We start from the raw sequence: 21,172 nt of genomic DNA on the forward strand, positions 1-21,172 counted from the left end.
TCGCCATGAGTAGTAGTTTCAGAAATTTACGCGACCAGTACCTTGGCGTGGTCGCCGAAGAAGCCCTTGACGTAGCCAAGGAGGGAACAAGGCGCGTATTTGGCAATATTTTCGCCAATAAACCTGCCGAGTTACCACCAGCAAGGCAAGTTCCACCACCGCCCCCCGACTATCAGCCCCAACTACCACCAATGGACGCATCATCCCAACCACCGCCGCCACAGGCACAGCCGATTTATTACCCGCCACCACCCCCACCACAATACGGGGGCTATCCCCCTGCGTATCCGCAGTATCCCAACTATGGGCAATACGCGAGTGCCTTACCACCTGCTTATATGCCCCCGCCCTTGCCCGCAGTCGAAAAGATTGACGAGGATTCGCTCCGAAACATTGCTCGCTGGCAAGCTACGGTTGACCTTAAATACGTACAGGCCATTACGGGCTTTGTTCGTAGTGCCGTTGGGAACATGGCCGCTGCCAATTCGATGGTAAAATTGGTAGAACGCTACGAAGATGGCGACCAAACCCTTTCCAGCGAAGACGTAGAAATTGCCGAACGAATGCGAAAAGCGGTCGATAAACGGCGTGAAATCGAAGCATCTGGCAACACCGTTTTGGAAGATGAAGATATGCGCAACATCTACGAAGAGATTATTTTCCGTGAAATGAAAAATAAGAACGACCGTGGAGAATTGCAGTTGCAATCATCATCAAGTTTTCGCTACAACTACCTAGCCCTTAGTCTGCTTGCCATTGGTGAAACAGGTAAAGAAGTGATTTTTGATAAGGTCAAAGGCGTAGTGAGCGGAGCTAAAAACAAGTTACAGCCTAAAAAGAAGTAGGAATGAATCCAAAAGGCAACATATTCCTTGCTTTGGGAAAACGAGACGTAGGGAAAACCTATACTACAATGGAGATGGCCCAACGCGCCCAGGACAGGGGCAAGGTTCAAAAATCATTGTTGGTGTACGACCATACCAATAATTCATCGTACAATCAGTATGACCTTACGCCCGTGACCATCGAACAGGTGATGTACGAGTTGCCCTACCTTCGCAAGCCTTTTCGGTGCATCATTCATTACGATGACATTGATCATTTTTGCGAGGTGGTCAACCTGTATTTGTCCTTGTGCTGTATTGTGTTTGACGATTGCGGGGTTCTTTTTAGGGGCAACTTGACGATTCCGAAAGAAAAGCTCCTGAAAACCCCCAAAAACAACGGTACGGAACTGTTTTTTCAAGCTCACCGACTCAACGAGATTTCCCCGTCATTATTGGCAGCGGCCAATATGTATATCATCAAACAGACGGTGGAAGATTTTGACAAGCTACCCCCCAAGGTGATTTGTCGTCGTGAGCTAAAGTACTTACTAGAACAGTGCGTAGAAGAAAATGCCAGACGGCCAGCAAAAGAAAAGTGGGCCACACGGGTGTATGACACTGAAGAAGACGAAGTGTGGATTCCTAAAGTCGTGCATGGTCAAGAAGACTTTGAAATCATTTCGGGAGAAGATTATTTCCCTTTTTCTCCTAAACGTCAAATGCAACTCAAAACATTGCATGAATTAAAAGCGCGAATACAACAACAAACCAGAAAATCCTACCAACATGATTAATATCTGTGATTACGAGAAACTGTCAAAGGCTGAATTGGTCGAATCAATCAGCGAGATGAGACGCTTTGAATCAAGCATCCTGACCAATCAGGAAGAAACCCTTCAAACAGAGGCAACTTTTTCCTTAAATGGAAACAAACTAGCCACTATTGTATCTGAAATGGCGGCAGCTTTCATCTTGGAGGAAGTGCAAGAAATCATCAAAATGTTGAAACAAGAACTTCAAAAACGTCACTAACAATGAATCAGCAAGAACAACTCCGCCAAGCGTATTTTCAACCTCAATACGCTCCACCAGCCCAAAACCAAGAATACCACGATGTTGGTGCGTCAGGGCCGTCTATTGCCACTGTGGTTTTTGTGGTATTTGTCGTGGTAGGGCTCATGGCCGCTGCCTTTTGGTTTGGCTTTTTAGAGCCAACCATTAAGAAGCTCCAAAAGCTACTCATCAAAGACGAAAAAGCCACAAAGGACAATGTTATTGAAGAGCAAACCATTGAAGAACCCTATACGCCTATCATTCAATTGACGCCCAGCGATACCAATGAAGAGACGAGGGAAGAAGAGTTTGACATCGACAAACGTTTTGTGGAACTCAATGATAAGCATGGGTTATTAGAAAAATCGTACTTATCAGGTAAGGGTTTAGCCTAAACGGGGATGCCCGAAGATAATTAATAATCATTTAGACGGATGAAAAAAGGCTTGTATTGGTGGGAGTATGAAGATGCAAGCGGGCTGCAACGCGGTCAGCTATGGCAACGTCTTACCCAAGCAGAACAGGCCGAAATTGTCCGTCTAAATGGGTATCGTAAGCGTAAAAAGATACCTAACGCTGCCTTGGAATACCTCAAATCAGTATTTCCCCTTCCCATCGACCGCCGCGACCTTCTGAGTATGTCCGAATACGAGCGAAGATGCGGATTTGGTAAAGGGGAAGTCCTAAAACTGCTCTCTGACGAACAGCGGGAACACCTTGTCAATCTTGGCTATCGTCGTTCGCAAAAACTCACTTACCGTGCCATGCTTTATCTCAAATCACTAGGCTACTACTAACATGAACATCAAAATCCATTTCATTGGCGTACTACTTTTTGTACTTGCCATCGTCGTTTTTGCAGGTGCCTTAGACGACCTAAAATACTATGAGTTTGAGTATTTTAACTTACAAGAACTTTGCTTGTCTGCGTCGATGCTTTTGATTTATTGGTGGTTGGCAACTATTGTCATGTCAGTGGATCGTTTGTTTGAAAAATTGAATGAGAATGATCAATTAAGGGAAAAAGAAATACAAAAAGACATTGACTTTGCTCGTAAAGTTCACGAATCCCTTAGAGAGTATCAGTCGATAATTGATAGGTTAAAATCGGAAATTTCGAGGTTAGAACCGCCAATTTCGAGGTTAGAACCGCCGTCTGAGGCTTATCAATCCAGAATTGATGATATAGAACAGCAATTGTTGGACATTCAAAACAAAAAATAACACTTTCAACTAGCAAAACACAATGAAAAATTTAACCAGTTTAGTCCTCGCATTTATTTTTAGTCTGCTATTTCAGCAAGTAGCTTTAGGGCAAAACAATGCCGTCGAACCGAAATCAAAAGTCAATAAGATTCTACTCGAACGAGAGATTGAACGAACTTTGATGAACGGAGAAATAAGCCGCGACGATATCCAATATTGTTTTGAATTGATGCAGGCTTATTCGGATTTATCCTACCAAAGTCCAAGTTTACCCGCTAAAATCCAAGAAACTCAAACCGACCAAAAATGGATTGATTGGGTAGATTTTAACACAGGAATGGCTGTTTTTCTTGTCATATTCCTGATTTTGAAAGGTATTGAGTATGTAGAGAAAATGGCAAGGAAGAAGCGTACTAATTGCTCTTTTGAAGATACAACATACGAAGCATTAGATTGTTTATTGGAAGAAGTTAGAGAAATAAGGGACAACCTAGATGAGTTAAAAACTCACAAGTCTCAAGAATAATTGAGTATCATTTTTTCTGTTATGTCAAATAGCCCATTGACGATGTTGATGGGCTATTTTGTGTTTGATTAGGTCGGTCTGTGTCGTATTAGGTCAGGCAAGGCTTTGGGCACTCGTATCTTTTCAGCGTTTATACGAAATGCCCCTATGTTTTCTAAGCCAATTTCTAGTGATTTTATCACCATCAAAAGCCCTGACCCCGAAAAAACATTCGAGTTGTTGGTCACAACCTATATTCCAAAAGGTTTTGACCAAACCTACGAAGTAGCCGAATCGTTTGTGGACAAGGCTGTGCCAAGCAAAATCTTTAAAGCCTTGTGGGAGTGGTGTGTTTTTAACTTCGTTTACGAAGAAGACAAGGAAGGTATTGAGCAAATCAGGCTACCAAATCGAACATGGGCCGACCGAAACAAAGGTGTTGACTGTGAAGATTTTGTTATCCTGAATGCGGGTATTCTACACAACTTAGACATACCTTTTTCGGTACGCATGGCCGATTATGGCGAAGGTTGGCAACACATCTACATTGTGGGGGATAATGGCGTGATACTCGACCCCGTAAACCCAATTTTCAACAACGAACCTAAAAGTCTAAAACGGGTTAAAGACCACCGCTTTGAGAAAGAAAGTAAAACCCTTGGTAAGTTTATACAGTACAACTTTGAGGAATCAAGCCAACAAAAGCCCATTGATTTATTGGCCGATTCTCGCACGAAAGGATTCTTTGAAAAGCCAAGCCCTGAAAGCGTAAAGGCACTAAATCGTTTTTTAAAGGCCAATCCTAACCAATTGGTTGTGATGTATCATGGTACTTGGGCTAATCACCCAATTATGAGCCAAGGGTTAAAAACTACAAAGGCCAATACTCGCAGGGGATATTCTACGGTAGGTTTTGTGTATTTAACCCCCTACCCCAAATATGCTGAGTCATTTGCCCAAATGGCCTATCCATCGGAGCCGATTACGCTTTATAAAGTAGTTGTACCTGCACGATTTCTCAAACCAGACAACGACCAAATCTATTTCAAAAAATCGGCTGGAATCCAAATAGGTGATACCCTTGGCGACTCATTGGTATTTGCAAAAACGGCTCGCATAAAAGGTGATATTCCTCCTTACATGATTTCGGAAGTAGGCAAAACCATCAAAGGACTTAAAACCAATTTTTCACTTAAAACAAATACAATTATGCTAACCGCAGCACAAAAGCGCCTCAAGCGCGTAAGCAAAGCCGCCGACAAATTAGTAAAACAGGCAGGCAAAAAAACCGTGACCTTAAAGGTCAACGTACTTAATCGGAACGAGGCTATGAAAACGGCTTGGGAAATGGAAAAAGAAGGCGATTTGGTGGCTTCACGCACCATCGACGGCATGAAGAAAAAGAGTAGCACAAAGACGGCTAAAAAAGCTACTGCCAAGCGCAAAACAACCTCAAAAAGAAAGTAATCGACACTTTCATCTTCTTACTTCCATGAAATTCAAAAAGCTATGGTTACTATGGATGCTGTTGGCATCCGTAGTAACCTACGGTCAAACAACCGTTCAAAAAACAATTACCCGTACCGTCACTGTTGAAGTCGATACCAATGTCGCTTCTAAAGTATGGGTTCGTGAGTATATCCAGCGCTTTAAACTTACTCCAGTACCACCGACTGAGCAGGTGCCACAAATTAAAAACCCGCCAACGGGCACTGTACCAGCAATAATTCTCCCGCCAACTCTTAGTGAGACTCCCACTGTTAATCAACAAGTAAAGTACATCGTCAACGGTACAGGGAAATCCATTGACTTCAACGACCCCGATGGAATATCGCCCAACGTCAAGCAACGTATAAAGCTATTCGTTCAGGGCGAAAACGGTGTTGATGCCGTTCGTTTGGTGTTTAATTGGGGCGACTATAACCCCAGCCAAGGGGTCTATAAAAATGAAGGTCTTATAAGGGCAATTGCGTGGGTTCAATCGCTTCGGCCTAATAATCCCCCCAAAATTCGCTTACTGTTTGTTCCTATTTTACAGGGCAATGATGGGCGCATTCCTCGTGAGGAAATTCAAGTAGATGCAAACGGAAATTTAATGGACTGTACCTACAATTCGTTATTCACGACCGTTCCGTCGTACTATTCCTTCAAAGCTATGGTCATGCTTAACGATTGTTACGATGCCTTGATACCGTTTTTGGCACAAAACTATGCCAACGATATTGAAGTGTTGGAGCTTGCCGCAGGGCAATCGGAGGAACATGGTTTGCCATATACGGCTCAAGGCGCGGGTTCCGATTGTGGTACATATAGCGGCATTGGCGATTACAGTGTTTGCGCTCGAAATGCTTTTAAAATGCAATACGGGCATGATTTACCAAATGTAGGAGTGACTCAAGGGTACAATTGGAACATGAATTATTCGGACGTTCACTATCGAAACGCGGCTCTATTTTGGGGAAAAGGTGTTTTTGACGTATGGGATAGGTTTCGGGCAAAAGTTAAGCAGCACAGCAGTTTCGCCGTTGGGGCGGTTGTGGCTGACCTACTCAACGACCAGGGAGCCAAATGGGTTTTTCATGGGTTTGCCCTGCCTAAAATGATAGAAAAGTGTGACTATTTTTATCACACGTACAACCTTTCGTCAAGTGAATGGCACGGAAACTTGTTAGGCACCGACTTATTGGAGGGTACTCGACCACAGCAAATTATTTCTGAAATAGAATATGACCCACATGACTGTGGCACTAATAATGGATTCGGCCCCATTGATGAGGCGTTTTGTGAGCAAAGTTTGAGCAAGATAATCCAGCATGGAGCGAAGGGAATCCACTTTTCAATGGATTGGGACGAAGGACAAATACTGGCTTGGAAACGAGTCATGGGCAAAGTCAAAGCCAAGAACCTGCAACCCATTTCCCGAACGAAAGCCCCTACTATTGAGGTCAAAGCCAGTGAGATATTTAACTCAAGCTATTTTCTTGACCAAGCATGGCGTTCTCTTGGGAACAAAACCTCTCTACCTTTTGAGGCCAAACCAGTCAATATTCGATTGATAAATGATCTTTTTTAAAGCAGAACAAAGCTACAAAAAAGCGGCTTAACTCGCAGATAAGCCGCTTTTTTGCCCTAAAGCCACGCAAAATGAACAAACAATTTGAGATTAACTTTGGCAGTAAGCAACTAGGCAAACTACCTGCCAACATTTACACCGAGCGTGAGCGTTTTATCTTGGCTCTTTGGTCGAGCCTCTTTGCCGAAGGAGCGTATAAAAAAGGCAAAGATGACGAATGGCTATTGCAATGGGGTGTCAAGCAAGTAAGTGACTACATCAAATCACGTTACGAATTGACTTCAAATTTGCTTGAGAAAGAGACAAAAATAGTCAACGAGAAAGAGCATAATTTGCCTGACCGCATACAGGTAACATTTAGCAATAAGACTACGCTCACCTTTGACCCTAATAACTTGCCTTTTTTGGTCGAAAGTATTGGAGGCAAAGAACTGCTTTTGACCAAAGATGATGGATTAACCCCCTACAATAGCACCCTAATCGCATTTTTAAAGGTTTTTGCAAGTAAAGATGCTTTACGACCTGCGATGCAAGGGGCGTATTTTGATGTTGAACGAAGTGCCGTAGTGGCTACCGATGGACATCGTTTAATTCTTATCGAAGGTCAACCCACTATGCAAGGCTTGTTTTCGGTAGATGGTAATGCCAAGCCTATCGACGAACAGTTTCCACGTTATTACGAAGTAATTCCAGAGAATAATAAATCAAGAGTCACCCTAGAAGCCAAAGAACTCATTCGTTTGGTGACAAATGCCATCAAAGGTTTAAAATCAAACGTTTATAAGCCTATAAAACTGGTAAGGGTTGGGGCAAACAGACTGAAAATAATCGCCGAAGACCTTGATTACTCCTATGAAAGCATTCAATATACACCTGCCCAATTTGAAGGCAAAACCATGCCAATCATCGGATTTAATGGCAAGTTGATGCTCGAAAACCTCAAAGCATTTGTCAAGTATCACGGCTCAGATAACAAGAACCCCAAAATTACCTTTGAAATTGAGGCACATAACAAAGCCGTAATAGTGAATTACAAATCAGTTTTCGGGAAAACCATCTTGTTAATGATGCCCCTTCAACACTACAACTATGAAGACCCCGAGGAATACAAACAAGAAGCCAGCGGCACAACTCCTAACAAAGCCCTTGCCTTGAAAGTGGCCATTGCTAAAGCCAAAATTGCCATTGCCCTAGCCATCAAATAACCGATTAACAAGCCATGTTTAACAAAGATTTTTTTCCAACCCCTAGAGCGGTCATTGAAACGATGTTGGCAGGGGTGACAGTCAAAGGTAAAATCGTCTTGGAGCCATCGGCAGGCAAAGGCGACATTGTTGATTATCTCAACGAGGCAGGTGCAAAAAAGGTCGTCACTTGCGAAATCAACCCCGACCTTGCTAGGATAGTCGCTACCAAATCAACGTTCCTGAAGCCTGACTTTCTGAAAGTTGACAGAACCGAAGTTAGTTTTGTGGACATCATCGTAATGAATCCGCCATTTTCAGCGGATGAAAAGCACATTATTCACGCCTGGGAGATTGCCCCTGATGGGTGCCTTATTTTGGCATTGTGTAACTACGAAACCCTACGAAACGACTATTCAAAAGACCGAAAAATACTCAAGCAGCTTATCAAAGACTACGGTTTTGAGCAGAACTTGGGGGATGTTTTCGGAAATGCCGAGCGCAAAACGGGCGTAAACATTGGATTTGTCCGACTCCAAAAACCTCGTAAAAGCGACGAAAACGAGTTTGAGGGGTATTTCGATACCGAATACGTGGAAGAAGCACAAGGCAATGGCCTGTTACCGTACAACGAAATCCGTGACTGTGTCAACCGCTACGTCGCGGCTGTCAAGCTCTATGACAACGTTCAGGTCAATGCCGTACAAATGGGTTTGCTTATCAAAAAGTTTAGCGGTATGTCTAAGCTCGTTTTCACACTTTCAGAAGACGGAAAAGCCAAAGACCGAGAAACGTTCAAAATCGAACTCCAAAAAGCGGCTTGGAAGTACATTTTCAGTTTGATGAAGCTGCAAAAATACACCACTTCGGGCGTAATGGCTGACATCAACAAGTTTGTCGAAACCCAACAACAGATACCTTTCACGGTCAACAATGTGTACAAGATGCTTGAAATCATTGTCGGAACACGAGAGAGCCGCATGAATAAGGCCCTTGAGGAAGTATTCGACAAAATCACCAAGCACTATTCCGAAAACAGGTACAGCGTAGAAGGCTGGAAAACCAACAGTTATTACTTGGTAAACCGTAAATTCATCATCCCCTATTTTACGGGCGATGATAAACGTTGGCCAAGTAGGGTTATCAAAGTTACATGGAACGGCACAGGAACTAACATTGTGAATGACCTAACGAAAGCCTTGTGCTTTTTGACGGGTAAAAGTTTTGATGAAATGGGGGATTTTGACTACGTAGATAGAGTGCCAAGCAATAACTACGGCAACATAAAAACCAAAATCAAGCCATTAGGTAACACCGCTGACGGAGTGCCTTTGTGGGGGACAAAATTCGAGTGGGGATTTTTTGAAGTGGTACTTTACAAAAAAGGGTCAGGGCACTTTACGTTTTTGGACGAGAAAGTATGGGCAATGTTCAACCAAAAAATCGCCCAAATTAAGGGGTATCCTTTGTCCGAGAAACCCAAAGAACGCCCAAAACCAAACAATCCCGAACCGCCCAAAACTGGATCGAGTACCACTCAAAAAGCAGGTGCTTCAGCTCCAATTCAAACGGCACCCATACAGCGTTTTGGTAGTTCAGAGGTGGCAGTTACCTACAACCCAAAACGGAAAGGCATTGAAATCGTTTTCGGGAGAAATATCAGCATTGAAGAATTACGGTTTCTCAAAGCCAATGATTTTGAGTACTCAGCTACCAATAAGTTTTGGTACACCATGTACAGCCCCGAACTTTTCAAGCAGGTCAAGCAGCAATTTAACCTCCAATAACAGCAATGAAAACCAAAAGAAAATACAGAACCCTTGGGCTAGTTGAACCAAAAAGGCTTTCGAGTTTTGATTGGAAGAAGGCCATAACAATCATAAGCCCCGACGAACGTCTGGACACGGGAACGGGCTTGCCACCTGTCAGAAATCAGTCTAAAAACGAGGGTAAAATCTATGCCAAAGCGATAACGATACTTTGGCATGAAGGGAATGGGAAATACAATGATGTCGTATTTGATAGCGGGAAGAGTCTTTTTGAAGCATTTGAGGCTATTTATAGGTATGAAATAGACAACATTTTAGAAATGGGTGAAGATCCTTTGGATATGGCCTATTCTAAAATGAAGCTAAAGGTACTTTTCATGGATGGAGAACAAGACGAATTTAGGGCGGACATTTCACCTGTGGAGTTTAACCCTTACAATTTTAGAAGCCTGCACGAATTTGTAGTGGCCGCTTACGGTAGTGCCATTGACCCCAACTATGTTTATAACTTCATGGGTTTTGTCAATCCCAACTACCAAAATGAACCCAAATGGAAGCCCAATCCCGAAGCCGTAGCGCGGAAAAAAGCCGAAGATGAAAAGAAGGCAAACAGTTTCCGATTTGAAGGCGCAAACTACCGAAAAACAGCAGACCTTAGCCGTGAAGAACTCATCAAGGTGATTCGTGAGGCATTTGCCGAAAAATACCCCTATGCCAAGTTATCGGTTCGTCAGGATAACCGAGGCACAGGTACGGGGTCGATTGATGTCAAAATTCTTGATATTGGCTTTAATCCTTTTAATGATGAATTTAAGTCTTGGTTAAAAGAAGGGAATACCAATTATAGCACTTGGGATAGAGACGATTATAACCGTATCAAAAGTTATTATACGCCCAAAGCGTTGAAAGTGAGGGATGATATGAGAACGATTTTAAGTTCTTACAACTTTGATGATTCCGACTCACAAAGCGATTATTTTCACCGTCGTTTTTATGGGGATGTGGAAATGGAGCAAGGCAACCACCTAAAGCTATATATGCCCGAAACGGCTATGGCACAAGGTATTTTCAAGGACGAAGCCAATACAAAAGAATGGGAGGCAAAAAGAAAAGCTAAGCGCGAGGAACGTAAGAAAGATTTTGTGTACTCCTACGGTGATGTGGTTGTTTATACGGTGAATTGGCGAGGAACTGGAGGGAAAGACGAATACTGCTTAATCAGTAAAGTACCCAATGGGGAGAGCCGTTTTAGCCTTGATTATGATGTTTGGGTATTAAGAGAGGCTAAGACTCCCGAAGCGTTGAAAAAGGCCATGAACGACGAAGCAGAGTTGAAGCAATCGCGGTATCAGAAGAGTAAGCGTAAGAAATTTATTGGCGTGGTTTACATCAATGGTACTCCTTATATCAAGTACCAATACCTCGAAAACGTTAGGATGTCGAGCATTAAGCCCATCGAAGGCACCTATACCCATTGGTTAAAAGAAGAACAAGCGGCTAAAAATGCGCCAAAGCCCCCAAAACCAGAGCCTAAACCTAAGCCCGTAAAAACGGAAACGGCCAAAGCTCCTACGGTAGCAAAAGCAACGCTCCCATCATCAACGAGCAATGCCGACGTGGAAATCAGTCGAAACTTAGCCAAAAACGGCATTGAAGTAAAGTTTAAGAAGTTCCCATCGGATGCCGACCGCGATTTTGTAAAGTCAAAAGGTTTAAAATGGTCAAGTTTCTCGAAAGTGTGGTACGCTACTTATTCGGAGAGACTTTTCACGGAAATTCAGGAGTATTTTAAGGGAAGCCCTGCCGAAATACCTAAGCCCGAACCGAACAAAGCCCTTGCCCTCAAAGTAGCCATTGCCAAAGCCAAAATTGCGATTGCATTGGCTGTAAAATAGTAACCAACTCAAATTTTCATACAAAAAAACAAAGAAGCCATGAAACTTTCAGAAGCTATCAAACTGATTCAGGACGTAAACTTGTCCACGCTGACTGCCGAACAAAAAGAGGCTGTCTCAACCACCCGTGACGTTTTTAAAATCACTACTGACCCCGACGAGCTGCAAGCTGCGGGTTTTGACGGTGATATTATAGCTCTTGCAAAAACGTTATCGGTATCAAAGCCTAAGCCAAGCCCTAAATCCCGTGCTAAAGCGGCCAAAGCTGCTAAGGCAAGTAGTTCGGTAAAAAAAGCCAAGGCAAGTCGCAAGGCCAATGCCAAGCCACGGCCTAAACCCGTAGCAGCTGCCCCCGCCAAAAAAGAAGAGGCGGTACCGAAAGCCCCCAAAAAGATGAAGCCCGCTGTTGAAAAACCACAAAAATCAGTCAAGGCAACTCCTAAAAAGGAAAAAGGCCCTACCGCATCGGATAAAGCAAAAGAGAAAGCCCTTGCAGAAATCAAGTCACTCGACAAGGATATTGCGGCTTATCGTAAGCGAATCAACGACAATTCGGGCATCATTGACCGTTTGGCGACCTCTCTGGTATCGCAAGGAAAGTCGGTGTCGGCCACTTTGGGGGCGTTGCCCGATAAGGTGCGGGAAGAACTGTTATTGAAGCGCCGTCAAAAGGCAATACTCCAGCGGATTGTTAAACGAGATGCAAGTTACTTTGAGAATGCCGCCAAAACCCTCAGAAAAGCCAATTCACTTCCCGAAGGCTTGGAAAATGACCTTAAAAGTGTATCGCTTACTTTGAGCCAATTAAAAGACCGTACCGTTCAACAACGCAAAGAAACTAAGGAGAAAAACAAGGGCTTTTTGGCTAAAATTCTGTCATAAATAGCCATTTAAACGGACGTGAGAGCCGTGATTTACAAAAAAGCCCTGCACCTGTGGGGCTTTTTTGTGTTCCATTCGGTCGCTCTGTGTTGGATTAGGGCTGATTGTGTTGGATGTGGGCTACCTGCCCTTGACTGCCCTCTAACTTTAGACCCATGAATATTTAAAAACGCTTCAAGTTTCAAAAAACGCTTCATTTATGAAATATCTTACGACCAATGGCCGTGATACGCAATCTGGGCCATTAAAAGTTCTCACTGCTGAAATAGAAAATACTTCTGATGGCCTTCAACGTATTTTTCTATTGCGCTCCGCTGCCAAGTATGCCAAAACAGATGGCGTTATCACAGACGGAGATACTTGTGTTTTGCTCCAGAACCCTTTCTTTGAAAGTCTCGAACAACTGGTTGATTTTGTGGAAGCGTGCCCTACGCAACTTCATGTTGTCACAGTGCAGCCGATTTTTAGTGACAAAACCGCTGATTTGGTTGCTCAAACGACCAAGTCAATTCGTCTTTTGACGCCTACATTTGGCCCCGAACTCGTAGAAGAGATTGAATCGCAGCCTATTCAAGGAGGCGCAAACTTCCCTTTGTCGAATTTCTATTTGGGAGGAATTTCAGAATTGGAGGTTACAATCCAGCCAAAATCAAAAATCCGATTAACGCTTCATTTCGGCGGCTACATGACAGACCGTTTGGTCAGTAATGTTTAGTTGAAAAAACAGTCTGAAAACATTTTTAAAATCTAACTTTTAGTACAATGTCTCTCGAAAAACAATTAGTAAGAAACACCGTCTATCCTGACGGCTATGTCTTAGGTGCTGGTAGCGATGGTCGCCTCATTCGGGTGCGTTTCTTCGATGCGAAGATTACCGTTTTTGATATAGCTACGGGTGCTGCTGAGTCAACGGCAGTGAAAACCGTAAAAACGCTTTCAAAGGGCTATATCATTGCGCAGACGTACCACGTCATCAACCTGCCAACGCGCTCTGACTGGGCACCTCACCCGAAAGAATGGTATGCTGCTGCCCAAATGAACGGCACGGCAGTTGAACGTACCGCCCTTGATAGTGCCGACATCCAGTACTTTGCAACCCGTGCCGATTTTAAGGAAATTGGTTGGACAAAAGACGGTGCATCGGGTACTGCCAACGACGACCCGCGCCACTTCTATGATTCTGAGTCAAAGAAAGAAGGGGAAAATCCTGTATCGGGTTTATACTTCTTAATCAACGATGAAGGCAAGGCAGTTCGTTGCGACAAAGATGGTAAGCTCTTAAAGAGTGACGGAACGTACATCAATTCAGACGATGATCCGAAGAAGATTGCTGGGGCTGGTGGTGATGATACACCAGCTACTTTAAAGCAAAAAGTGGTTGATTTCTTCAAAAAATCGTGGGGGTATTTTGCGGTAGGCACTGCCGCTACGGTCGCGTATATCTTGTACCGTAAGAGTAACAAACCTTCCAAAAAAGGCAAATAACCGATTCGTTGATTCAATCACACAGCCCGTGTAGAACTGCCTCACAGTGGCTACACGGGCTTTTTTTCGCTAAAAACATGGAAAAGAAAACCACCATTGGCTCATTTTTCGCGGGCGTCCTCTCGACCATCGTAGGCATTATTTCGGTGGGGGCGTTTGTTGGGGGCGCTGTTTGGGTTGCTCGTAAGATTGCGGGGCCTGCTAAGTACGTAGTTGTTGACGAATCCACTTCAAAATAAGCACTTATGGCACTCACAGATTTTGTCTTAGGGACATACCTATCCGCCACGAGCGCCAAAGGTTTTGTCAACCTGTACAGTAAACTTACTGCTCAAGATACCCTCGATACGACTTCCTACGTGGGTTCGGTTCAAAACGGAGCTAAAAATGGAGTTAATTTTGGGCAAATTATTGGTTGGAGAAAAACCAAAAATTTGGTAAAAATCAAACTTCGTGTTCCTATTTCTCAAAACCTCGGTTTGTCATCTGTCTCTGAGGTATGGGCTGATGCCTCACAAGTATCGCCATACGCTCCGCCATTGGACGAAACAGCCTTGAAGTTTTACTATTCAACTGGGAATGGGGTGCGTTTGCGCTCAACTCCAACCCTTGTGAGTTTGTCTAACGTAGTAGGTTCGGCCAACAAAGGGGCACTTTTGGGTAAATCGGATGGCTATACCGACAATAATTTTGTTCGTATCTACGCCACAACCCTCAATGGGAACTACAAGCTAGATGCCAAAGGGCAAAAAGTCTCGTTCTACGTTCACAAGGACTATGTAACCACCGTCAATCCCGCCGTTACGTCCACAACAACCAACGCGCCCGACGAAGGGAATGCTAGTCCTGTGCTAAAAGACCTTAGTCCCACCAATAATAGTAAAACAAGCCCGTCCATCGGAATTGTGATAGCGATTGGGTTGGGCATTATGGCCTTTGCAGTAGCGGTATTTAACAACGTTAAAAAACGAGCCAAGAAAACCAAACCATGAGTATTTACACCAAAGCCGCTACCCTTTTTACGGGTGCTGGAGCATCCAATAATGATGCTCAGCCCAAATGGTACGTCCAAGCCTTTCGTTCAAAGCCTATTATGTACGGCTTAGTAGGAGTGGCAATCGTAGGGGTGATTTACTATTTTGGGGTTAAAAGCGCCAAAAATAAGTTGATGCTCGACCAAGTTGATTTAGATAAATTGCCCTCTAAATCAGACAAATTAGAGAATATTACGCGTGAAGAACTCGACAAACTCGTGGCAGATTGTCGATGGTTCTTTGATAATATTTCTGCATCCCCTGGGGTGTACTGGCCTAAAAATACGCTTTTTACTAAGCTACTTACCCTAACAGATTATGAGCTAGGCGTATTAAACAACCAATACAACAACCTGTATGCCGATACGGACACGAATCTCTACAATGAGATTAAAGATGACTATTGGTACACCTATGACGAAGACTTGCAAATCAAATTACTTAACCGTCTCAAGGCAATTGGGGCAGGTAAAACAAAAGCCTAAACAACAGCTATGGAAACGCAAAATAATAGTTTTTTGGATGCCATTATGGCATGGTTTCAGGGGGAAAAAGTACCCGAATTTACCTTTAATATCTCCATTGAAAACCAAACACTCCTAAAACTCGTAGGGTATAGTTCGCTGCTTATAGTGGGAGCCATTGCCCTTAACCAATGGCTTTTACGGGCTACGCTCAAACGTTTCTTTGGCAAAAACTAACACTGTTATGCCTCACAGAGTCGCCCTTACGAAATTGTTCCAAGAAAACGGAGTATTTGCTTACATCCCACTTGGCTACATGGCCATGATTGATACCACGGCCCTCACCCAAATCATTACCTGCCTTACGGGGGGAGTTGTTGCTATTTTCGCGGTTCGCTACTACATAGCCAACACGCGCAAAATCGAAGTTGATACGGAAGTGTCTCAGCTCGAACGTGATAAACTTCTTATGGAGAAACAAGTAAAAACCTTAGCAAAAAAAGGTGGCAAGAAAATCAAAAAAGTAGAAGACGATGACTGAGAAAATCAAAAATATCGTCCCTTGGGTGTCTTTGGTGGCCAGTGTTTGTACCATCATCGCCTTTAGCTGGACACTTAGCAATCGAATCAAAACTGAATCAAAACCATGAAGCCCGTCTTAACCCTAGTAGATTATCAAAAAGCGGCCTTGACCATTGGCTGCAAAGTAGCAGCTATCATGGCTGTTGCGCTGGTCGAATCTTCGGGTGACGGTTTTGATTCGTCAGGTTCAATCAAAAAACGCTTTGAACCACATTGGTTTAAACGTCTTTCGGGAAAAACTGCCACGACTTTTCAACAAGCCTTTGCCCTTGACCCTATCAATACAATGAAAGCTACCTCGTGGGGAAAGTTTCAAATCATGGGCTTTCACTTTAAAGACTTGGGGTATTCGAGGGTTAATTACATGGTGGCTGCTTTTGAAAAAGGAGAGCCAGAACAATTGGAGGGCTTTATTCGCTTCGTTCAATGGAAGAAATTGGAAGACGAACTAAAAACCCTAAACTGGAACGGCTTTGCGTATATCTATAACGGTGAGGATTATGCTAAACTTGGCTACCATACCAAAATGGCCAATGCCTATGCCCGTTATGCGGCTGACTCAACGGTACAGGAAGCCGAAGTTGTTGTAAAAAAAAACGACTAACCACATCCATTTTGTACTCATTGTCGGGGCTTGTGTTGGTCGTTGGAAGTTTAGCCCTTTGGAAACCAAACCAAGCCCTAAAAATTTATCAAAAGGTTTTTAAAATAAGAAAGCCATGAATACAAGAAAAATCTTAGTTGCTGTTCTTTTGGCGGTCGTTATTGCCTTGGGCGTGTATGGTTTGATTCAAGCTACGCGCAACAAAACCAAGGCCATAACCCGCTCGGGTTCAATCATTATCAACCAAAACCTTAGACCATAATGGGCGTTTTAACACAAACCTTTCCAATGACGCAAAGGACGCTTGAGTCTTTTGCAACGGCCTATAAGGATGGTTCAATGGAATCGCTCTCAAAGGCCCTTAAAGACCAGTTTGGAGGCTTGCTGATAGAGTGTTGCGATGCGACACAAGTGGATTCTTTGTTGGCCTCCATTTTGCTGTACATCGAAGGAAAACCCGATGGCAAAAACGCGTGGCTAGAAAATGAATTTACGGGCTACAGCTCGGCCAATCCCGCCAATGGGCGCTACATTGGTATTAGCCAAATCGACGTTCAAAGTGCCGCTTATGCCCTTTTTATAGAGTATCGTAATTCTGAGCTTAGTGACAAAGAATTGTCCTTTATGAAAGAAGCCATTGGTAACAGCAAGGCCACGGCCATTTACGACAAAATCAAAGTGGCCAAAAAGCAAAGCGCACCTGCGGACTGGCTCGCTGCCAACGCCAAAGCGTTGATTTACGATGGTTTGTACCACAGCACGGCTTTTAATATGCTGGCAGGGCAAATTTATTTTGGTCAATGTCTCGACAAACACGCGGGCGTGGCATCTCGATACGACAAAGCCTATTTTGCTTACAATCAGGGAATCAATACCAAGTTTCCTGTGACGCTCAATGCGGATGCCCTACTAAAAGCCAATGTAGCGGCCAATGGAAAAACGTACGTCTTGAAGTCGGTGGGCTTGCATAGCCCATTTTGGTTCTTAGAAGCACTTTTCTAATATGTTACTTGGATTTGAAACGGCAGAAACAAGCCTCAAAGGCAGTGTTATGAAATTTGGCTCTGGGGGGCAAATGATACATTGTCAGTTCGTATTTGAGAAGTACGACAATGTTTGTGCATCGGCTTGGGAGCTTCATGGCATCGGTTTTCGCACCTACGAACAGACCGTAAAAGAAGAGCATCGTTGGGCATTTGTGGATTTTGGGAATGAAAAAGACGAAGAGTTGTGGAGTTGGTTTCGTCAACGAATTGGCACTCCTTATGACCTTGGGGGGCTTTTTACCAGTTTTATCGTTCCGATGAAAAAACGGGATTCGCCCAAAATGTTCTGTTCGGAGGTTTGTTATACGGCTTGTCAAGAGGTATTGAAGCTGAATTTACCCGCCGTCAATCCCGCTTATTTGAGTCCACAAGGATTGTATGACCTAATCACAAAAGGAAAATTGTAAAAACACTTAATAATCAAACAATGGCACTCGGCAAAAAATCAACCAATCTTCCAGAAATCGGAGATTTGGTAACGGTAAAAGTGGTTAGAGCCTTCGTTTTTGATGACAAAGACGAAACGGGCATCCCCACAGATTACCCCCAAAACGCAAGTTTAGGAGTACTTCAAGCAATTGAAGAAAATAGCGAAGGCAAAACGATGTATCAAGTTGATAACGGATGGATTGCCGCTGATGAAGTTGCGACCAAAGTCAACCCTAAGTACAGTTACCCCAATACGACTACCACGACAAGTGGTGGCTCGACTACGACAAAAAAAGACAATAGCGCGTTTTGGACGGCTATTTCCTCAATTGCTACGGGTATTTTTGGGATTTTTGGCGGCAAAAAAACATCCACGTCGGGATCTAGCACCACCGAAAACACCGATACTTCAGAAAAAGATACGGGAGATGGAACAAACGGTGGCGGTACCACTAAAAAAACAACACCAACTTGGGTATATCTAACCTTTGGTGGTGTCGTAGTTGTCGGCATTATTGCCGCCTTGTTGTGGCCTAAAAAGAAAGAACCTACCCCCTCACCAAAGCCGATTGTACTATAATGGCAAGTAAAACCTTTAATATCGCCTTAGTCGATACGACTGACCTTATTTTACAGGAGGATTTTTTGGCTACGGCCAAAGCCATCCAAGTCCAAGTAAGTCGTGATTTTGCACCCGTTTGGGATGTTGATGCCGTTATAGAGGTGTTTCCATCACTCAGCGAGGTATCACCTGGGTTTTGGCCCGTCACGGTCGATAAGGTTATGGATATTCAAGGGGTAAACGGGTATCATTGGGTGGATGACAAAGGTATTCCCTTTTCAAAAGTAGTGTACCGAGATGGTTGGTCGCTAACGGCCTCGCACGAGATTTTAGAAATGCTCGTAAATCCCTACGTCAATAAGATGAAGGTTTTTAAGGCACTTGACGGTTCTGGGCAGGATGTAGAATATTTGGTTGAAGTATCAGACCCTGTAGAAGACAAAGACTACGGATACCGCATCGACGGGGTACTGGTAAGCAACTTCTACTATCCTGCCTTTTTTGATTTGACCACAACGGAAGGTAAAAAGTATGACCATTTAGGTTGGCTACGTGAGCCACGCAAACTTTTGAATGGGGGCTACATATCTTGGCGCAATGCCGCTGGGGAGTGGTTTCAGGCTTTTATGCTCGAAAATAAATTGATTTTCAAAAAGCTAGGAGAAGCCACGCCACTCACCACGGCAGAGACAAAGAAGGTTCTCAGCATCGTCGGATTTTCTCTTTTAATCCTGTCCTCTATCGTGTTTTTAGTTCGATTATTCCGTAAATAACGTGTAACATGGCTACTGCTTACGTAAAAAACCCCGCTCTCAGCTTTTATTCAGAGCCTGATGAAAGCAAAATCGTTTCCGAAATTACCCGTAACTGGGCTACGGAGCCTCATTACCTCAAAGATGTTGTAGAAGGTGCAACCTTGGGGGTATTGACAGGCAAAAAAACAGGTGATTTCGTACAAATCACTTATGAATTTGACATCCGAATTAAGCAATTTAAGAAGGGATGGAAACAGTTTGTTTGGATTGGAAATGTAACTGATGTTTCTACATGGGAGCATCATACCGAAACCCTGTGGGTGAAGGAGGCAGACATTACGACCGAGTCGCCTACCGAGGCCCAAAAGAAGGCAGCGGCAGCGAAAGAAGTCGCGCGGAAAGCCCAAGTAGAAAAGATCTTGTCGGGTACTGATGGCACTGATCCTAGTCTTACTGCAAGCGGTGGTGGCACAACTGGTACGACAAATACAACGCTCATCGTTGCCATTGGCGCAGGGCTGGCATTGTTGGCGGGGGTGTTGATTTGGGCTTTTCGAGGAAAGAAAGCCGCGCCTCAACCTGTAACACCTAACATCATTGATTTATCAAAAAAGCCATGAAAACTGCTCCACGTTGGCTACGATTTACGGTGGCCACTATCGTCATAATCAGCGGTGCCGTATCCTTAGTGGCCAACTACGTCACCATCCAAGATTACTTGGAGAAAAAGAAAACTTTAACCTCAAAAGAATAGCCCAATGGCAGCCGCAACAGGAACCATCGTATCGTCTGTTTCTCAGGCCGTGACTGGCATTTTCGGGTTTTTGTCGAAGGGCAAAGACCTGAAAATTGAGGAAGAAAATACCTCACAACTTCGATTGCAACTTGAATCAGCCGAAGACGTAGAGTTGCAAAAAACGTTACAGCGCAAACTTGACGTACAAATTACGCAGCTCAACGCCGCTACCGAAGCCGACCGCGTTAGGCGAATTGGGGCATTGGCAACCACCTTTGCCGTGCTAGGGCTTGTCGGGATTGTGATTGTGCAAGTATTTAAGTTTAAAACAAAAAAAGAAACGCCTCCAGCTCCTATTATTCTGCAATAGCCATGGACTACCGCTTAATACAAACCTACTACACTCGCTATCCACTGACGGCCAAAATCTACGAAATCAAGCAGTTTGCCTGTTATTATGAGATAGACTACACCTTCACGGGGCGTAATTATTTGACGGTGGATGTGTTGGAAAATTGGCCTTGGGAAAAACGCCCGATTGCGATTTCGGCGGCGATGATGTTGCCTTATGACATCACAAAAACTGCCGAAGAGAATGCCAAGCCAGATGATAGATGGTATTTGATTTTCCAGAATAACGACCAAATAAAAATTGGTGATTGGAAAATGAAAACACCGCAGATGCAAGCCGATTTTTTGGGAGAGAATTATACTCCCGAAAAAGAGGGTAAGCCCGCATTTGGCTCTGCCCCCGGAACGGCAGCAGATGATGGTGCCAAGTTGTTACCTAACGAGAACTTAAAATCACTTTTTGCCAGTGTTAATGGCCCAAACACTAGCAAAAACCTGCTTTGGGTTATTCTGGTGGTTGTTTTCTCGGCTATTGCCTTTGTGATTTATTGGGCAATCAAAAAGGCCAAGACAAAAGCAGAAGTTGTGGCCTCAAAGTATGGCAAGTACAGCAAAGATATGGTCGATATAGTGACGTAAAATGAAACAGTCAACCTACCTAAAGCTCTCTACCCTTGCCCTGTCTATTTTGGCCTTGGGGTGGTGTTTGCTTTTATTAAACCAATTGTTG

30 protein-coding genes are annotated in these 21,172 nt (G+C 43.8%); all 30 read left to right on the forward strand.

Translation table 11 applies throughout. The features are described 5' to 3' along the window. Window positions 1-5: 5 nt before the first annotated feature. The 30 genes from FHS57_RS25100 to FHS57_RS25245 all read left to right on the forward strand — a co-directional run bounded on the left by FHS57_RS25100 (window position 6) and on the right by FHS57_RS25245 (window position 21,081). A complete protein-coding gene (locus FHS57_RS25100; protein ID WP_183978542.1) occupies window positions 6-845 on the forward strand; it encodes a hypothetical protein in 840 nt (279 codons plus the stop codon). Between the two features lie 2 nt (window positions 846-847). Further along, window positions 848-1,621: a hypothetical protein gene (locus FHS57_RS25105; protein WP_183978544.1), complete on the forward strand. Its 774-nt coding sequence runs from the start codon at window positions 848-850 to the stop codon at window positions 1,619-1,621. Next, window positions 1,614-1,859 carry a hypothetical protein gene (locus FHS57_RS25110; RefSeq protein ID WP_183978546.1) on the forward strand — a complete coding sequence of 82 codons (246 nt, stop codon included), beginning with the start codon at window positions 1,614-1,616 and terminating at the stop codon, window positions 1,857-1,859. The genes FHS57_RS25105 and FHS57_RS25110 overlap by 8 nt, the downstream gene beginning before the upstream one ends. Window positions 1,860-1,861: 2 nt before the next feature. Further along, a complete protein-coding gene (locus FHS57_RS25115; RefSeq protein WP_183978548.1) occupies window positions 1,862-2,275 on the forward strand; it encodes a hypothetical protein in 414 nt (137 codons plus the stop codon). 39 nt (window positions 2,276-2,314) lie between these two features. Continuing rightward, window positions 2,315-2,677, forward strand: a complete 363-nt coding sequence (locus FHS57_RS25120) for a hypothetical protein (RefSeq protein WP_183978550.1) — start codon at window positions 2,315-2,317, stop codon at window positions 2,675-2,677. Window position 2,678: 1 nt separating this feature from the next. Then, on the forward strand, window positions 2,679-3,104 hold the full coding sequence (locus FHS57_RS25125) for a hypothetical protein (protein WP_183978553.1): 426 nt from the start codon (window positions 2,679-2,681) through the stop codon (window positions 3,102-3,104). A gap of 22 nt (window positions 3,105-3,126) precedes the next feature. Then, entirely contained in the window at window positions 3,127-3,612 is a 486-nt protein-coding gene (locus FHS57_RS25130) for a hypothetical protein (protein ID WP_183978555.1), read from the forward strand. 147 nt (window positions 3,613-3,759) lie between these two features. Then, complete coding sequence (locus FHS57_RS25135; RefSeq protein WP_183978557.1) at window positions 3,760-5,058, forward strand: hypothetical protein; 1,299 nt, start codon at window positions 3,760-3,762, stop codon at window positions 5,056-5,058. A 25-nt stretch (window positions 5,059-5,083) separates the two neighbouring features. After that, window positions 5,084-6,664, forward strand: a complete 1,581-nt coding sequence (locus FHS57_RS25140) for a hypothetical protein (RefSeq protein ID WP_183978559.1) — start codon at window positions 5,084-5,086, stop codon at window positions 6,662-6,664. A gap of 71 nt (window positions 6,665-6,735) precedes the next feature. Beyond that, on the forward strand, window positions 6,736-7,869 hold the full coding sequence (locus FHS57_RS25145) for a hypothetical protein (protein WP_183978561.1): 1,134 nt from the start codon (window positions 6,736-6,738) through the stop codon (window positions 7,867-7,869). Between the two features lie 14 nt (window positions 7,870-7,883). Continuing rightward, entirely contained in the window at window positions 7,884-9,635 is a 1,752-nt protein-coding gene (locus FHS57_RS25150; RefSeq protein ID WP_183978563.1) for a class I SAM-dependent methyltransferase, read from the forward strand. Window positions 9,636-9,640: 5 nt separating this feature from the next. Then, window positions 9,641-11,512 carry a hypothetical protein gene (locus FHS57_RS25155; protein WP_183978565.1) on the forward strand — a complete coding sequence of 624 codons (1,872 nt, stop codon included), beginning with the start codon at window positions 9,641-9,643 and terminating at the stop codon, window positions 11,510-11,512. A 39-nt stretch (window positions 11,513-11,551) separates the two neighbouring features. Then, window positions 11,552-12,394 (forward strand): hypothetical protein, encoded by an 843-nt coding sequence (locus FHS57_RS25160; protein ID WP_183978567.1) that lies wholly within the window; start codon window positions 11,552-11,554, stop codon window positions 12,392-12,394. Window positions 12,395-12,593: 199 nt separating this feature from the next. Continuing rightward, the gene (locus tag FHS57_RS25165) at window positions 12,594-13,109 is read left to right on the forward strand and encodes a hypothetical protein (RefSeq protein ID WP_183978569.1); all 516 of its coding nucleotides are present in this window, start codon (window positions 12,594-12,596) and stop codon (window positions 13,107-13,109) included. Between the two features lie 47 nt (window positions 13,110-13,156). Beyond that, window positions 13,157-13,879: a hypothetical protein gene (locus tag FHS57_RS25170; RefSeq protein WP_183978570.1), complete on the forward strand. Its 723-nt coding sequence runs from the start codon at window positions 13,157-13,159 to the stop codon at window positions 13,877-13,879. A 77-nt stretch (window positions 13,880-13,956) separates the two neighbouring features. Further along, complete coding sequence (locus FHS57_RS25175) at window positions 13,957-14,118, forward strand: hypothetical protein (RefSeq protein WP_183978573.1); 162 nt, start codon at window positions 13,957-13,959, stop codon at window positions 14,116-14,118. 6 nt (window positions 14,119-14,124) lie between these two features. Then, entirely contained in the window at window positions 14,125-14,871 is a 747-nt protein-coding gene (locus FHS57_RS25180; protein ID WP_183978575.1) for a hypothetical protein, read from the forward strand. Beyond that, window positions 14,868-15,398: a hypothetical protein gene (locus tag FHS57_RS25185; RefSeq protein ID WP_183978577.1), complete on the forward strand. Its 531-nt coding sequence runs from the start codon at window positions 14,868-14,870 to the stop codon at window positions 15,396-15,398. Before FHS57_RS25180 ends, FHS57_RS25185 begins: the two co-directional genes overlap by 4 nt. 9 nt (window positions 15,399-15,407) lie before the next feature. Then, window positions 15,408-15,614 (forward strand): hypothetical protein, encoded by a 207-nt coding sequence (locus tag FHS57_RS25190; RefSeq protein WP_183978579.1) that lies wholly within the window; start codon window positions 15,408-15,410, stop codon window positions 15,612-15,614. 7 nt (window positions 15,615-15,621) lie between these two features. Beyond that, window positions 15,622-15,918 carry a hypothetical protein gene (locus FHS57_RS25195; protein WP_183978581.1) on the forward strand — a complete coding sequence of 99 codons (297 nt, stop codon included), beginning with the start codon at window positions 15,622-15,624 and terminating at the stop codon, window positions 15,916-15,918. 105 nt (window positions 15,919-16,023) lie between these two features. Continuing rightward, on the forward strand, window positions 16,024-16,563 hold the full coding sequence (locus FHS57_RS25200) for an N-acetylmuramidase family protein (RefSeq protein WP_183978583.1): 540 nt from the start codon (window positions 16,024-16,026) through the stop codon (window positions 16,561-16,563). Window positions 16,564-16,678: 115 nt separating this feature from the next. After that, the gene (locus FHS57_RS25205; RefSeq protein ID WP_183978585.1) at window positions 16,679-16,825 is read left to right on the forward strand and encodes a hypothetical protein; all 147 of its coding nucleotides are present in this window, start codon (window positions 16,679-16,681) and stop codon (window positions 16,823-16,825) included. Between the two features lie 26 nt (window positions 16,826-16,851). Next, complete coding sequence (locus FHS57_RS25210) at window positions 16,852-17,565, forward strand: hypothetical protein (RefSeq protein ID WP_183978587.1); 714 nt, start codon at window positions 16,852-16,854, stop codon at window positions 17,563-17,565. Between the two features lies 1 nt (window position 17,566). Continuing rightward, window positions 17,567-18,016 carry a hypothetical protein gene (locus FHS57_RS25215; protein ID WP_183978589.1) on the forward strand — a complete coding sequence of 150 codons (450 nt, stop codon included), beginning with the start codon at window positions 17,567-17,569 and terminating at the stop codon, window positions 18,014-18,016. 20 nt (window positions 18,017-18,036) lie between these two features. Further along, complete coding sequence (locus tag FHS57_RS25220; protein ID WP_183978591.1) at window positions 18,037-18,618, forward strand: hypothetical protein; 582 nt, start codon at window positions 18,037-18,039, stop codon at window positions 18,616-18,618. Then, window positions 18,618-19,373, forward strand: a complete 756-nt coding sequence (locus FHS57_RS25225) for a hypothetical protein (RefSeq protein WP_183978593.1) — start codon at window positions 18,618-18,620, stop codon at window positions 19,371-19,373. Before FHS57_RS25220 ends, FHS57_RS25225 begins: the two co-directional genes overlap by 1 nt. 8 nt (window positions 19,374-19,381) lie before the next feature. Beyond that, window positions 19,382-19,975, forward strand: coding sequence for an LPXTG cell wall anchor domain-containing protein (locus FHS57_RS25230; RefSeq protein ID WP_183978595.1), 594 nt, complete (start codon window positions 19,382-19,384; stop codon window positions 19,973-19,975). Continuing rightward, complete coding sequence (locus FHS57_RS25235; RefSeq protein ID WP_183978597.1) at window positions 19,972-20,109, forward strand: hypothetical protein; 138 nt, start codon at window positions 19,972-19,974, stop codon at window positions 20,107-20,109. Before FHS57_RS25230 ends, FHS57_RS25235 begins: the two co-directional genes overlap by 4 nt. 4 nt (window positions 20,110-20,113) lie before the next feature. Next, a complete protein-coding gene (locus tag FHS57_RS25240) occupies window positions 20,114-20,461 on the forward strand; it encodes a hypothetical protein (protein ID WP_183978599.1) in 348 nt (115 codons plus the stop codon). A 2-nt stretch (window positions 20,462-20,463) separates the two neighbouring features. Then, the gene (locus FHS57_RS25245) at window positions 20,464-21,081 is read left to right on the forward strand and encodes a hypothetical protein (protein ID WP_183978601.1); all 618 of its coding nucleotides are present in this window, start codon (window positions 20,464-20,466) and stop codon (window positions 21,079-21,081) included. Window positions 21,082-21,172: the final 91 nt, after the last annotated feature.

This window comes from Runella defluvii (assembly GCF_014195535.1).
Taxonomy (GTDB): domain Bacteria; phylum Bacteroidota; class Bacteroidia; order Cytophagales; family Spirosomataceae; genus Runella; species Runella defluvii.